Annotated in this window: 11 protein-coding genes; 5 read left to right on the top strand and 6 right to left on the bottom strand. The window is 72.3% G+C overall.

Annotated features, from left to right (window positions below):
- Positions 1-34: 34 nt before the first annotated feature.
- The gene (locus ABZ805_RS11380) at positions 35-1,384 is read right to left on the bottom strand and encodes a hypothetical protein (protein ID WP_358437922.1); all 1,350 of its coding nucleotides are present in this window, start codon (positions 1,382-1,384) and stop codon (positions 35-37) included.
- Between the two features lie 250 nt (positions 1,385-1,634).
- Between ABZ805_RS11380 and ABZ805_RS11375 the strand changes: the two genes are divergently transcribed.
- The 3 genes from ABZ805_RS11375 to ABZ805_RS11365 all read left to right on the top strand — a co-directional run bounded on the left by ABZ805_RS11375 (position 1,635) and on the right by ABZ805_RS11365 (position 4,354).
- Entirely contained in the window at positions 1,635-2,324 is a 690-nt protein-coding gene (locus ABZ805_RS11375; RefSeq protein ID WP_358437800.1) for a DUF305 domain-containing protein, read from the top strand.
- Between the two features lie 46 nt (positions 2,325-2,370).
- Positions 2,371-3,210: an aminoglycoside phosphotransferase gene (locus ABZ805_RS11370; protein WP_358437797.1), complete on the top strand. Its 840-nt coding sequence runs from the start codon at positions 2,371-2,373 to the stop codon at positions 3,208-3,210.
- Between the two features lie 265 nt (positions 3,211-3,475).
- Positions 3,476-4,354 carry a cyclase family protein gene (locus tag ABZ805_RS11365; RefSeq protein ID WP_358437794.1) on the top strand — a complete coding sequence of 293 codons (879 nt, stop codon included), beginning with the start codon at positions 3,476-3,478 and terminating at the stop codon, positions 4,352-4,354.
- Between the two features lie 132 nt (positions 4,355-4,486).
- Here ABZ805_RS11365 and ABZ805_RS11360 read toward each other — a convergent pair whose 3' ends face one another.
- The 5 genes from ABZ805_RS11360 to ABZ805_RS11340 all read right to left on the bottom strand — a co-directional run bounded on the left by ABZ805_RS11360 (position 4,487) and on the right by ABZ805_RS11340 (position 11,036).
- Positions 4,487-4,849 carry a GntR family transcriptional regulator gene (locus ABZ805_RS11360; protein ID WP_358437791.1) on the bottom strand — a complete coding sequence of 121 codons (363 nt, stop codon included), beginning with the start codon at positions 4,847-4,849 and terminating at the stop codon, positions 4,487-4,489.
- Positions 4,850-5,323: 474 nt separating this feature from the next.
- On the bottom strand, positions 5,324-6,310 hold the full coding sequence (meaB, locus tag ABZ805_RS11355; RefSeq protein ID WP_358437790.1) for a methylmalonyl Co-A mutase-associated GTPase MeaB: 987 nt from the start codon (positions 6,308-6,310) through the stop codon (positions 5,324-5,326).
- A gap of 225 nt (positions 6,311-6,535) precedes the next feature.
- Entirely contained in the window at positions 6,536-8,749 is a 2,214-nt protein-coding gene (gene scpA, locus ABZ805_RS11350) for a methylmalonyl-CoA mutase (protein ID WP_358437787.1), read from the bottom strand.
- Positions 8,749-10,629 (bottom strand): methylmalonyl-CoA mutase family protein, encoded by a 1,881-nt coding sequence (locus ABZ805_RS11345; RefSeq protein ID WP_358437784.1) that lies wholly within the window; start codon positions 10,627-10,629, stop codon positions 8,749-8,751. The genes scpA and ABZ805_RS11345 overlap by 1 nt, the downstream gene beginning before the upstream one ends.
- Before the next feature lie 215 nt (positions 10,630-10,844).
- Positions 10,845-11,036 (bottom strand): hypothetical protein, encoded by a 192-nt coding sequence (locus ABZ805_RS11340; RefSeq protein WP_358437781.1) that lies wholly within the window; start codon positions 11,034-11,036, stop codon positions 10,845-10,847.
- A 168-nt stretch (positions 11,037-11,204) separates the two neighbouring features.
- On the opposite strand from ABZ805_RS11340, the gene ABZ805_RS11335 reads away from it, so the two are divergent.
- Both ABZ805_RS11335 and ABZ805_RS11330 read left to right on the top strand, forming a co-directional pair.
- Positions 11,205-13,706: a DUF3516 domain-containing protein gene (locus ABZ805_RS11335; RefSeq protein ID WP_358437778.1), complete on the top strand. Its 2,502-nt coding sequence runs from the start codon at positions 11,205-11,207 to the stop codon at positions 13,704-13,706.
- A 56-nt stretch (positions 13,707-13,762) separates the two neighbouring features.
- On the top strand, positions 13,763-14,176 hold the full coding sequence (locus ABZ805_RS11330) for a universal stress protein (protein WP_358437776.1): 414 nt from the start codon (positions 13,763-13,765) through the stop codon (positions 14,174-14,176).
- Positions 14,177-14,197: the final 21 nt, after the last annotated feature.

Here is a 14,197-nt window from a genome sequence, read left to right as displayed (position 1 = left end):
CGCAGGACGAGCGGGGCCGATCGATCGCCGGGGGTCAGCCCGCGTAGACCGGCTGGGTCTGCGGGTTGAACTCCTCGAAGCGGACGTCCGCCGCCGGGTCGGTGCGCGGGTCGTGCAGCGCGAACACGTCCAGGCCCTCCTGGATGCCGCTGGAGTAGATGTGGCCGTTGTAGTAGTACGCCGACCACGATCCGGCCAGCTGCAGCTCGTCCGGGTCGAACGGCGGCCGGTCGAAGTGCGCGATCTCCTGCGGGTTCGCCGAATCGGTGAAGTCCCACACCGACACGCCGCCCTGGTACCAGGCCTGCACCATGATGTCGCGGCCGGGAACCGGGATGAGCGAACCGTTGTGCGCCACGCAGTTCTCGGTGTCGGCCTGAGCCCGCGGCAGCTTGTAGTAGCTGCGGAAGTTCAGCTTCGCGTCCGCGCCGTCCCCGCTGATGTCGTAGATGCCGTCCGCGCCGCGGACCGGGCCGACCTCCGGGTTGCAGGTGGCCGCGGTGCCGCCGCCGAGCTCGTCGGTGAACACGACCTTCGTGCCGTCGTTGTTGAACGTCGCCGAGTGCCAGAACGCGAAGTTCTCGTCGTCGCGGACCCGCTCGGTCACCTGCGGCTTCGCCGGGTCGGAGATGTCGAACAGCACGCCGTCACCCATGCAGGCCCCGGCGGCGAGGTCGCGCTCCGGGAACGCGGTGATGTCGTGGCAGCCGGTCGTCTCGATGATGCCGCCGGGCTGACCGGGGTTGCCGCCGTCCGGGAACAGCACCGGCGCGTCGATCAGCTCGGGTGCCGCCGGGTTCGCCAGCGGCACCTTCACGATGGAGATCTTGTCGTGCGGCGGCCGGCAGTTCGGGAACTCTTCGGACGGCCCGTAGGACGAGACGTACAGGTACACGGCCTCGCCGGTCTTGTCCGGCACCAGCGTGTGGGTGTGCGAGCCGCAGTCGGTGGCGATCGCCGAGACGTAGCGCGGCTTCGCCGGATCGCTGACGTCGAAGACCTTCATGCCCTCCCACGCCTGCGGGTCGGCCGCGGTGGCCTTCTCGCTGGTGCAGGTGTCGTTGGTGCGCGGGTAGTCCGTGGACACGAACAGCAGGTTTCCGGAGATCGACACGTCGCCCTGCCCGCCGGGGCAGGCGACCTGGCTGACGACCTTCGGCGCCGCCGGCTGCGCGATGTCGTAGACGACGAAGCCGTCGAAGTTGCCGACGAACGCGTGATCGCCCTGGAACGCGATGTCGGTGCCGACCGCGTCGAGGTTGTCGAACGGGGCCTGCTTCGGCAGGTTCGCCAGGTGCTCGATGTTCGGGCTCTGGTCGACCTCGCCGGCCGCGGGCGCGGCCCGCTCCTCGGGTGCCGCCGAGGACGGCGCGGCGAACACCACGCCGAGCACCAACGGCACCGTCGCGGCGAGGACCCCCGCGACGCGTCTTCTGCTGCGCTGACCGGTTCGCGCGTTCAAGCCCATCACCCCAAGTCCGGCCGGTGCTCCCGGCCGTCGTCCGCCGGCGGTTACCCCGACCGCCTCCGATCAGTATCTTGGAACGCGGTGGTCGGACCAATAGGTCGATCCGGTCGTATCAGCATGTGAAATTCCCGCGTGGTGTTCTGCGTGCGGAGGCGGGGGGATCCGAATGCCGGTTCTGGGACGTGCGCCCGGCGCGCTGCTCGTGGCGGGCTGGTGCGCGGTGGCGCTGCTGGCCGGCACCGCGTGCACCGGCGCGGATTCCGCGGCCCCCGAGGCGTCGCCGCCGGTGGTGCTGCCCGGCGCGCCCGGGGACGACCCCTCGGTGGTGCCGTCGGTGGACGCCGAGCACCTCGCCGATTCCGCGCCCGGCGACGCCGAGATCGGCTACGTGCGGATGATGATCGTGCACCACGAGCAGGCGGTGCGGATGACCGACCTCGCCGAGACTCGGGCGCAGGAACCGCGGGTGCGGGCGCTCGCGGCGCGCATCGGCGGCGTGCAACCGGCGGAGATCGGCGCGATGCGCGGCTGGCTCGGCACCCACGACGTGCCGGAGACCCCGGACGCCGACGCGCACTCCGGTCACCACGGCGAGCACCACGCCGCCGCCGAGCAGCACGACATGCCGGGCATGGCCACCCCCGCGCAGCTCGCCGACCTGGAAACCGCCCGCGGCACCGACTTCGACCGCCTCTTCCTGCGGCTGATGACCGCGCACCACGAAGGCGCGGTCCGGATGGCCACCGACGTGCTCGCCACCGGCGTCGACGAGCAGGTGCACGAGATGGCGCAGGACGTGCTCGTCACCCAGTCCGACGAGATCGGCACGATGCGGCGGCTCGCGGCCGAGCTCTGACCCCCCGGACCGGGCGGGCCGGGACCCGATGCCACATGATCGAGTGATGGCACCGAACGAGATCGACGACCCCGGCGACTCCGACGAGCTGTTCGCCGACTGGATGCGGCAGAACCTGGACCGGGCCGCGGAGCACTTCGCGGTGCGCGTGGTCGGCGAGCCGGTCCTCGGGTGGCGGCAGCGGTCCATCGGCGCGGCCGTGCTCGGCGCCGAAGGCCCGCGCTGGCTGCGAGTGGTCTCCGCGGAGATCCGGTGGGCCGAAGGGGACCGGTGGACCGGCAACGCCGACGCCAACGCGATCACCGGCGTGCGCAAACCGCGGGTGCTCGGCCTGGTGGAGTGGGAACTGGCGGAGACGCGGCGGCAGCGCGCCGAGCTGATGACCTTCGTGCCGGGGCAGCGCTGCTCGGATACCGACGTGCTGCGCGACGAGGTCGACCTGCCTGAGCAGTGGTGGTCGGAGCTGCGCACCGCGCTGGAGACGATCCGGATGGTGCCGACGCTGCGGCTGCGCAACGACGAACCCGACATCCAGCGGGCCGTGCGGAAGAAGCTCGGCCACGAGCTGGACGTCCAGCACTGGGACACCGTGCACGGCGACCTGCACTGGGCGAACCTGGTCCGGCCGCGGTTCGGGCTGCTGGACTGGGAGCGGTGGGGCCGCGGGCCCGCGGGCACCGACGCCGCTTCGCTGTACTGCCACAGCCTGCTCGTGCCGCCGATCGCCGCGAAGGTGCGGGAGACGTTCGCCGACGTGCTCGACGCACCGGACGGCCGCACCGCGTTGCGCTACGCCGCCGCTCAGGCGCTGCACGGCGTCGAGACGGGCGAGCACCCGGACCTCGCCGATCCGCTGCGCGAACTGCTCGCCGAGCTCGACGGCTGACTGCTCGGCCCGCCTGGTTGCGCGCGGCGGCGAACCTCGGTCCTCCTCGTCGCGGGAACCGTCGGCACCGCTCCGCGGCAGGAGGAAACGACGTCATCGCGAGGGGCCCGGCGGTGCCGGTCGCTCGGGGTCGTTCGCCGAGGGCTCCGCCGCCGGCAGGAGAGCGGCACGACCCGCGCCCGGCACCTCCTCTAGTGAACGATCCTGTTCATTAGCATGGCGGGGGTGGGGCCGTCGTGCGCCCCGCACGGCGAGAGGAGGCGGCATGACCGCAGCAGATCCGGACGTCCCGACCAACCGGGGGCGCTGGGGAGCCGACGACGAGCTCGGCACCCTCAACCACATCACCGACCAGGTCCGGGCCCGCGCGGTCGCGGAGGCCCGCCTTGGCCGGGTCGTGTCCCTCGCCCAGCCGCTGCACCCGGTCCCGCTGTCCGGCGGCGGCCCGCTCGCGCACACCCCGGTCCCGATGCCCGCGCCGGTGCAGCAGGTAGTGAGCCTGCACGGCTCGCCCGCGATCGCCGTCACCGACGTGCTGGTGATCAACACGCATTCGGCGACCATGACCCACCTCGACGCGCTCGGCCACGTCCCCGTCGACGGCGAGATCTACCCGGGCGTCCCGGTCGGCGAGGCCGTCGCGGGCGGCACCCTCCGGCACGGCTCCACGACCGCGTTCGCCGACGGCATCGTCACCCGCGGCGTGCTGCTGGACCTCGCGCCCGGCGATCGCCTCGACGCCGGTCATGCGGTCACCGCGGACGACCTCGACGCGGCGGAACGGCGCAGCGGCGCGCACCTCGACTCCGGCGACGCACTGATCGTCCGCGGCGGCTGGATGGTGGGCGCGCACCCGCAGGACGAGCTGCCGCACCTGACCGCGGACGCGGTCCGCTGGATGGCCGAGCGCGAGGTGAGCCTCTACGGCGGCGACATCGGGGACCGGGTCGGCGTCCCGGGGGGACTGGCGCTGCACGAGATCGGCCTGGCCCGGCTCGGGATGCCGCTGGTGGACGCGGTGCAGGTGGACGGGCTCGCCGCCACCTGCGCCGAACTCGGCCGGACCGCGTTCCTGCTGACCATCGGACCGATCCCGGTGCACGGCGCGACCGGGGTCCCGGTCAACCCGCTGGCGATCTTCTGAGCGGGGCCGTTCGCTGCTGGTGAGGTGGTCGGCCGGTCGGCTGGTGGGGCGGTCGGCCGGTGGGGCGGTCAGGCGCTGAGCCGGTGAGTCGGCGAGGCGGTGGGGTTCTCGGCCGGTCGAGCGGTCAGCGGGTCAGCCGGTGAGGCCGAGGGCGGCGCGGACGATCGCGAGCGCCTCCTGCGGCGGGATGCCCAGGTCGCGGGTGGTGCGCGCGTAGGCGGCGGCGGCCTCGGCGGCGCGACCGCTGCTCTGGTCCCCGGACGCGGCGACGAAGGTGCCCGCCCGGCCGCGGGTCTCGATCAGCCCGGCCTGCTCCAGCTCGCGGTACGCCTTCGCGGCGGTGTTCGCCGCGATGCCCAGGTCCGCCGCGAGCGCCCGCACCGTCGGCAGCTTCGCGCCCACAGGCAGCTCCCCGGAGTTGATCCGCTCGGCGATCCCGGACCGCACCTGCTCGAACGGGCTCACCCCGGAACCGGGGTCCACGCTGAGGTCCATGGCCGCATTGTCCGGCACGGGGTGCCCGTGCCGTTCGAGCGGCGCCCCCGCGGGCCGGCGGCGGGCGCTGCCGGGCTCCGCTCGCGCGGCCCGGTGCGGCCGGCGAACCCGCCGAGAACGCTGCGATGCACGGGAAAACCCGGTCTCCGATCACCCGATACGGGCGATCCGCCACACCATTCGGCAATGGTGAACGGGTGTTCGAACCGGGAGCATGGAGGCATGGATCAGCGAACCCGGTCAACCCACGAGACCCCGTCAACCCACGAGGCCCCGTCAACCCACGAGGCCCCGTCGGCCCGGCGGGCCCCGTCAACGCGGCAGGGCCCGTTAACGCGGGCGGCCCCGCTAACGCGGCAGGGCGCGTCAGCCCGGAAACCCCGGTCGGCGCGGACGCCCCGGTTCGCCCGGAAACTCCGGCCAGGCCGGACACCTCCGTTCGTCGGGAAGAGCCCGGCAGCCCGGAAATCCCGATCAGCCCCGCCGGAACGCCCGCAGCAGGCGGTCCGCGGCGAGGGAAGCGGTGAGCTCTCCCGCGCGCACCTCGGCCTCGACGTCGTCGACGACCTCGCGGACGGCCGGGTGCGCCGCGAGCTCGGCCATGAGCTGGTCGCGCACCAGCGCCCAGGTCCACTCCACCTGCTGGCGGCTGCGCTTCGCCGCCAGCTCGCCGGACTCCGCCAGCGTCGCCCGGTGCTGCCCGACCTGCTCCCACAGCGAGTCCAGCCCGGTGCCGGTGAGGCCGCTGCACGTCACCACCGGCGGCGTCCACGACGCGCTGACCGGGGTGAGCAGCCGCAGCGCCGAGCGCAGCTCGCGGGCGGCCTTGCGCGCGTCCATCTCGTGCGGACCGTCGGCCTTGTTCACCGCCACCAGGTCGGCCAGCTCCAGCACGCCCTTCTTGATGCCCTGCAGCTGGTCGCCGGTCCGCGCCAGCGTCAGCAGCAGGAAGCAGTCGACCATGCCGGCCACCGTGACCTCGGACTGCCCGACGCCGACGGTCTCCACCAGCACCACGTCGAACCCGGCGGCCTCCATCAGCACGATGGTCTCCCGGGTCGCGCGGGCGACGCCGCCGAGCGTCCCCGCCGAGGGGGAGGGGCGCACGAACGCCGCCGGATCCGCCGCCAGCGCCGCCATCCGCGTCTTGTCGCCGAGGATGCTGCCGCCGGTCCGGGTCGAGGACGGGTCCACCGCCAGCACCGCCACCCGGTGCCCGGCCGCCGTCAGCGAGGTGCCGAGCGACTCGATGAACGTGGACTTGCCGACCCCGGGCACCCCGGTGATGCCCACCCGGTGCGCGCCACCGCTGTGCGGCAGCAGCTGCACGAGCAGCTCCTGGGCCTTGGCCCGGTGCGCGGGCTTGGTCGACTCGACCAGCGTGATGGCCTGCGCCAGCTTCGTGCGGGAACCCTCCAGCACGCCCTTGGCGTAGTCCGCGACGTCGATCTCGCGAGGCATCAGGAGTCCTTGCGGAGCGGGCTGGGTACTTGTCTTGTCAGCGGCGGAGCCGCTGAGCGGCGACCACGTACGTAGGGCTCCCACCGGCGGGTTCTCAGTTGCTTCCTCGCGAGGACAGCGATTTCCCTCGTGGCGGAGCCACTTGGGAGATCGATCCCGCAGCGAGGAAGCAACTGAGGTTCCGCCACCCGACCCACTACGCAGCTCATTCGGAAAAAAGACTCCTCAGTCGAGTTCGAGCCGGGTCCGGAGTTCTTCCAGCAGGCCGAGCGCCGCGTCCGCGATCACCGTGCCCGGCGGGAAGATCGCGCTCGCCCCCGCTTCGCGCAGCGCGTCGAAGTCCGCGGGCGGGATCACGCCACCGACCACGACCATGATGTCCTCGCGGCCGACCGCGGCGAGCTCGTCGCGCAGCGCGGGTACCAGCGTCAGGTGCCCGGCGGCCAGCGAGGACACCCCGACGATGTGCACGTCGGACTCGGCGGCCTGGCGGGCCACCTCGGCCGGGGTCTGGAACAGCGGGCCCACGTCCACGTCGAAGCCGACGTCGGCGAACGCGGACGCGATCACCTTCTGGCCGCGGTCATGGCCGTCCTGGCCCATCTTGGCGACCAGGATGCGGGGACGACGGCCCTCGTCCTCGGCGAAGCGCTCGACGACCTCCAGCGCCCGCTCCAAGGACTTCGACGGCCCCGCTTCCTCCCGGTACACCCCGGAAATCGTACGGATCTGGCCGGCGTGGCGGCCGAAGACCTTCTCCATCGCGTCGGAGATCTCGCCGACGGTCGCCTTCGCGCGCGCCGCGTCCACGGCGAGGGTGAGCAGGTTGTGGTCCAGGTCGTCCGGCCGCTCGTCGGACATCGCGGCCTCGGCGGCGCCGGTGAGGCGCCGCAGCGCGTCCTGGCAGGCGGCCTCGTCGCGCTCCTCCCGCAGCCGGCGCAGCTTGTCCAGCTGCTCGGCGCGGACCTCCGCGTTGTCGACCTTGAGGACCTCGATCTGCTCATCGCCGTCGAAGCGGTACTTGTTGATGCCGATCAGCGGCTGCCGTCCGGAGTCGATCCGCGCCTGGGTGCGCGCGGCCGCCTCCTCCACGCGCAGCTTCGGGATGCCCGCGTCGATCGCCTGCGCCATGCCACCGGCGTCCTCGACCTCGGTGATGTGCGCCCAGGCGCGCTCGGCGAGATCGGCGGTGAGGCGCTCCACGTAGTGGCTGCCGCCCCACGGGTCGATCACGCGGGTGGTGCCGGACTCCTGCTGCAGCAGCAGCTGGGTGTTGCGCGCGATGCGCGCCGAGAAGTCGGTGGGCAGTGCCAACGCCTCGTCGAGCGCGTTGGTGTGCAGCGACTGGGTGTGGCCCTGGGTGGCGGCCATCGCCTCCACGCAGGTGCGCGCCACGTTGTTGTACACGTCCTGAGCGGTCAACGACCAACCGGAGGTCTGCGAATGAGTGCGCAACGACAGGGATTTCGGGTTCTTCGCACCGAATTCCTTCACCAGCTTCGCCCACAGCAACCGCGCCGCGCGGAGCTTCGCGACCTCCATCGCGAAGTTCATCCCGATGCCCCAGAAGAACGACAACCGCGGGGCGAACGAGTCGATGTCCAACCCGGCCTGCGCACCGGCGCGCAGGTACTCCACACCGTCGGCGAGCGTGTAGGCGAGCTCCAGATCGGCCGTCGCTCCGGCCTCCTGGATGTGGTAGCCGGAGATGGAGATCGAGTTGAACTTCGGCATCCGCCGCGAGGTGTAGGCGAAGATGTCGGAGATGATCCGCATCGACGGCTGCGGCGGGTAGATGTAGGTGTTGCGGACCATGAACTCCTTGAGGATGTCGTTCTGGATGGTCCCCGCGAGCTGTTCCGGTGCCACGCCCTGCTCTTCGGCGGCGACGATGTACAGCGCCATCACCGGCAGCACGGCGCCGTTCATCGTCATCGACACGCTCATCTTGTCCAGCGGAATCCCGTCGAACAGCTGGCGCATGTCGTAGATCGAGTCGATCGCCACCCCGGCCATGCCCACGTCGCCGGACACCCGCGGGTGGTCGGAGTCGTAGCCGCGGTGGGTCGCCAGGTCGAACGCCACCGACAGGCCCTTCTGCCCGGCGGCGAGGTTGCGGCGGTAGAACGCGTTCGACGCCGCGGCGGTGGAGAAACCGGCGTACTGGCGCACCGTCCACGGCTGGTTGACGTACATCGTCGGGTACGGGCCGCGCAGGAACGGCGCGATGCCCGGGTAGGTGCCGAGGAAGTCGAGGTCCTCGGTGTCGGCGGCCGTGTAGAGCGGCTTCACCCCGATGCCCTCGGGCGCCTCCCACACCAGCGCGTCGGATTCCTTGCCGGTCGCCGACAGCACCGCCGAATCCCAGTTCGCGGGCGCCCCGGGTTCGGTGCCCCGGTCCAGCGGGATGTCGGCGAAGTTCGGGATGCTCTGGTCCATCACTCGACTCCCAACGTGCGGTGCGCCGCGCGCAGCACCTCGACGGCATCGCAGCCGGTGAACACGAGATCGTCCACTTCGGACGGTCTATCCCGGGGTTTTCCGGCCAGCAGCACCGTCGTCGCGCCCGCCTCCTTGAGGGCTCGCGCGGTGTCGGCGGCGCGCTCGCCGTAGATCCTGTCGGACGAGCACAGGCACACCACCGGCGACGGATTCTCGGCGTAGGCGGCGAGCACGTCCGCGGTGGACTCGGTCGGGCCGGCTTCGGCGGCGTCCAGCCCGCCCGCGGCGAACAGGTTCCTCGCGAACGAGGACCGCGCCGTGTAGGTGGCGAGCGGGCCGAGCGTGGCGAGGAAGACCCGGGGCCGCTGCGCGCAGGCGTCGGCGGCGTCGCGCAACGCCTCGAACTCCTCGGCGTAGCGCACCCGCGGCAGCCCGCCGCCGGGCGCCGCCGGAGCCGGGGCGCGGCGCAGCGGTTCTTCGGCGAGGTTCGGGAACTCGCTGACCCCGGTGATCGGTTCGGTGCGGTCGGCGATTCCGGCGCGGCGGCGCTCCCAGGTCGCGGCGAGCCGCTCGGCGACCGTCCCGGAGCGCAGCGCGGCGGGCAGGCCACCGGCGGCCTCGATCTCCTGGAACCACCGCCACGCGGCCTGCGCGAGTTCGTCGGTGAGCGACTCCACGTACCAGGAGCCGCCCGCCGGGTCGATGACCTGCGCCAGGTGCGATTCGTCGAGCAGCAGCGCCTGGGTGTTGCGGGCGACGCGGAGGGAGAACTCGTCGGGGGCGCCGATCGCCGCGTCGAACGGCTGCACGGTGATGGCCTGCGCCCCGCCGACACCGGCGGCGAAGGTGGCGATCGTGGAGCGCAGCATGTTCACCCACGGGTCGCGGCGGGTCAGCATCGCCGAAGAGGTGACCGCGTGCTGGCGCTGGGCGCGGGCGGGCTCCGCGGCACCGCAACGGCGCGCCACCTGCTCCCACAGGCGGCGTGCGGCGCGCAGCTTCGCGATGGTGAGGAACTGGTCGGCGGTCGCGGCGTAGCGGAACTCCAGCAGTCCGCACGCGGTGTCGGCGTCCAGGCCCGCCTCGGTCAGCCACCGCAGGTAGGTCACGCCCGCCGCCAGCGAGGCGCCGAGCTCTTCGCCGTCGGAGCCGCCCGCGTCGTGGTACGGCAGCGCGTCCACGGTGATCGCCTGCAGCCCGGGGTGCTCCGCGACGCAGCGGAGTGCGAGCTCCACCGCCTGCTCGGGGCCGTTCTCCCGGCCGGTGCGGGCCTGCACGCCCAGCGGGTCGGCGCCGAGGTTGCCGCGCAGCGCACTGGGCGCCACGCCCTGCTCGGCGGCGAGCCGCAGCAGCTCGGCGGACGCGGCCGGTGCCTCGTCCCCGGCGTCGAGCACCACGCCGATCATGTCCAGGTGCACGCCGTGCAGCGCGTCGCCGAGGTCGTCGACCGCGAGCCCGCCCGCGCCGAGCCGCAGCAGCAAGGAGGTGACGCCGCCGTTGAGGTCGGCGAGGATCGCCCGGTTCACCGCCGCCGCGTCCGGTCCGCCGTGGGCCTGGCGCACGTCCCAGCCCTCCGGCACCGAACCCTGCGGCCTGCTGCCCCGCACGAACGGCGCGAACCCGGGCACTCCCGGGTCCGGCAGGTCCGCCCCGGCGGAGTACAGCGGCCGCACCGCGAAGCCGTCGTACCCGGGGGAATCCAGCAGTGCGGCGGCGTCCTCCGGGGAGGGATCGTCCTCGCGGATGCGGCCGGTCCGGCGCAGGACCTTCTCCACCTGCTCCAGCCACTGCTCGTGGGTCGGCCGGGGGAACTCGCCGGCCAGGCTGAGCCCGGGCCGGGGGCTGCTCGTCGTCGAGAGCCGGTCAGTGGGCGCCATGACAGTCGATGGTAGGACTCCGCACCGGCCCGAAACGCCGCTTCTCCTGTGACCCACGTCCCAAGATTCCGCGGCTCGTTCCCGCGGGCGGAACGACGTCCTGCGAGGTCAACGAGGCCCCGCCGGGTCGCCGCACCTGGACCCGGGCCGTCCCGAACCCGCCCCGGCCCCGGCCCGCCCCGAGCTTCCCCGAGCCCACCCCGGCGCCCGGCCGGTCAGTGCCCGCTGAAGTGGTACTCCCAGCCCGCGTCCGGCGTGTACCGCAGCCGGTAGCAGGTCTCGATCTTCGGCCCGTCGTGCAGGTGGATGTGCCGCAGCAGTCTGCCGAGCACGGCCTCGGAGTCGCGCAGGTCCTGCGTTCGCCCGTCCAGCGGTCCACCGACGAACCGCACCACTCGCTCCGGCATGGCGACCAGTCTCGATGATCCCCGCTGCTCCGATCCACCCCCGCACCCCCGGCCATCACTCGGAAGAGTGAGTGCGGGGGTGTCGGGACTCCGCCCCGCGCGGCGGAGCCGCCGCAGCGGACCCCGCTTGCGGCTCGCCGGAGCTGACCAGGGACGATCGGGGGTGCCATGAATCTGACCAGCCACCTCCCCGCCTCGCCCGAACCGGACGCGCTGCTCGACGCCTTCACCACCTGGACGACGGAGCAGGGCATCGAGCTCTACCCGGCGCAGGAAGAGGCGCTGATGGAGGTGGTGACCGGGGCGAACGTCATCCTCAGCACCCCCACCGGCTCCGGTAAGAGCCTCGTCGCCACCGGTGCGCACTTCACCGCCCTCGCCGAGGGCAAGCGCAGCTACTACACCGCGCCGATCAAGGCGCTGGTGTCGGAGAAGTTCTTCGCGCTCGTCGACGTCTTCGGCGCGGACAACGTCGGCATGATGACCGGCGACAGCAGCGTGAACGCGGACGCGCCGATCATCTGCTGCACCGCGGAGATCCTGGCGAACCTGGCGCTGCGCGACGGCGAGCAGGCCGAGCTCGGCCAGGTGGTGATGGACGAGTTCCACTTCTACGCCGAACCGGAGCGCGGCTGGGCCTGGCAGGTGCCGCTGCTGGAACTGCCGCAGGCCCAGTTCGTGCTCATGTCGGCGACGCTCGGCGACGTGGCCCGCTTCGAACGGGACCTCACCGCCCGCACCGGTCGTTCGACGGCGGTGGTGAGCTCGGCGGAACGTCCGATCCCGCTGACGTTCCGCTACGCGCTGACGCCGTTGCACGAGACGATCGAGGAGCTGCTGGGCGGCAACCAGGCCCCGGTCTACGTCGTCTACTTCAACCAGGCGTCCGCGATGGAGCAGGCGCAGGGCCTGATGAGCGTGAACGTCGCCTCCCGCGAGCAGCGGGACCGGATCGCGGAGGCGATCGGCGACTTCCGGTTCACCGCGGGCTTCGGCAAGACGCTGTCCCGGCTGGTGCGCCACGGCATCGGCGTGCACCACGCGGGGATGCTGCCGAAGTACCGGCGGCTGGTGGAGCAGCTGGCGCAGGCCGGACTGCTGAAGATCATCTGCGGGACGGACACGCTGGGCGTCGGCATCAACGTGCCGATCCGCACCGTGCTGCTGACCGGGCTCACCAAGTACGACGGGGTGCGGACCCGGCACCTGAAGGCCCGCGAGTTCCACCAGATCGCCGGGCGCGCGGGCCGCGCGGGCTACGACACGGCGGGCTACGTGGTGGTGCAGGCCCCGGAGCACGTGATCGAGAACGAGAAGGCGCTCGCGAAGGCGGGGGAGGACCCGAAGAAGCGGCGCAAGGTGGTGCGCAAGCAGGCGCCCGAGGGCTTCGTGTCGTGGAGCGAGAAGACCTTCGACAAGCTGGTGGAGGCCGAGCCGGAGCCGCTGGTCTCCAGCTTCCAGGTCAGCCATTCGATGCTGCTCAACGTGATCAACCGCCCGGGTGACGCGTTCGCGGCGATGAAGCACCTGCTCACCGAGAACCACGAGGACCGCCCGGCGCAGCGCAGGCACATCCTGCGCGCCATCGCGATCTACCGGGCGCTGCTGGCCGCGGACGTGGTGGAGCAGCTGGACGAGCCGGACCAGCTGGGCCGCCGGGTGCGCCTGACGGTGGACCTGCAGTTCGACTTCGCGCTGAACCAGCCGCTGTCGCCGTTCGCGCTCGCCGCGATCGAGCTGCTGGACGTGGAGTCGCCGAGCTACGCGCTGGACGTGCTCTCCGTCATCGAGTCCACTCTGGACAATCCGCGCCAGGTGCTGTCGGCCCAGCAGTTCAAGGAGCGCGGCGAGGCCGTGGCGCGGATGAAGGCCGACGGCATCGAGTACGACGAGCGGATGGAGCTGCTCGAGGACGTCACCTACCCGAAGCCGCTGCAGGACATGCTGGAAGCGGCCTACGAGATGTACCGCAAGGGGCACCCGTGGGTCGCCGAGCACGAGCTGTCGCCGAAGTCGGTGGCGCGGGACATGTTCGAGCGGGCGATGAACTTCGTCGAGTTCGTCAACCACTACGGCCTGGCCCGCTCCGAGGGGCTGGTGCTGCGCTACCTCGCGGACGTCTACAAGGCGCTGCGGCACACGGTGCCAGCGGATGCGAAGACCGAAGAGCTCACCGACCTCGTGGAGTGGCTCGGCGAGCTGGTCCGCCAGGTCGATTCCAGCCTGCTCGACGAGTGGGAGCGGCTGCGCAACCCGGGTACCGAGATCACCGCGGAGCCGACCGCCGCCGACGCGGCCCCCGCCGGGATCACGCAGAACAAGCGGGCGTTCCGGGTGCAGGTGCGCAACGCGCTGTTCCGCCGGGTGGAGCTCGCCGCCCGCCGCTGGACCACGCCGCTCGGCGAGCTGGACCCCGAGTTCGGCGCCGAGGCGTGGGAGGAGGCGCTGGACGGCTACTTCGCCGAGTACGACGAGATCGGCACCGACGCCGACGCGCGCGGTCCCGCGATGCTGATGATCACCGAAGAGCCGGAGCGCTGGCTGGTGCGGCAGATCTTCGCCGACCCCGCCGGCGATCACGACTGGGGCATCAGCGCCGAGGTCGATCTCGCCGCGTCCGACGAGGAGGGCGCCGCGGTGATCCGCGTGCAGGCGGTCGACCAGCAGTAGCGCGCCGGTCCGCGGGTGCCATACGGTCGGGGTTCGCGACCGAGAGGAATGCGATCATGCCGCAGACCGTGGTAGTGGGCATCGACGGCTCCGACGAATCCGGACGCGCGCTGCGCTGGGCCGCCGACTACGTCACGAAGGTGGGCGGGCTGGTGCACGCCATCGCCGTCTGGCACCAGCCGGTGCAGTTCGGCTACCGGCTGCCCACCCCGGACTCCGAACTGGAGGGACGGGCCCGCGAACTGCTGGACGGCACGACCGAGGCGGTGCAGCGGGAGTTCCCGGACGTCGACATCCGGCCCCGGCTGATCCGCGGACACGTGGTCGACGAACTGGTCGGCCTGTCCCCGCAGGCGGACATGATGGTGCTGGGCAACAAGGGCCACGGCGCGTTCACCGGCATGATGGTCGGTTCGGTGGCGCTCAAGCTGGTGCATCACGCCCGCTGCCCGGTGCTGGTCGTGCGCTGAGCCCGGAACGTCGAGCGGCCC

Origin of the sequence: Saccharopolyspora sp. NPDC047091 (genome assembly GCF_040643635.1) — a bacterium.
Taxonomy (GTDB): Bacteria; Actinomycetota; Actinomycetes; order Mycobacteriales; family Pseudonocardiaceae; genus Saccharopolyspora_C.
This window is presented reverse-complemented; position numbering and strand designations above follow the sequence as displayed.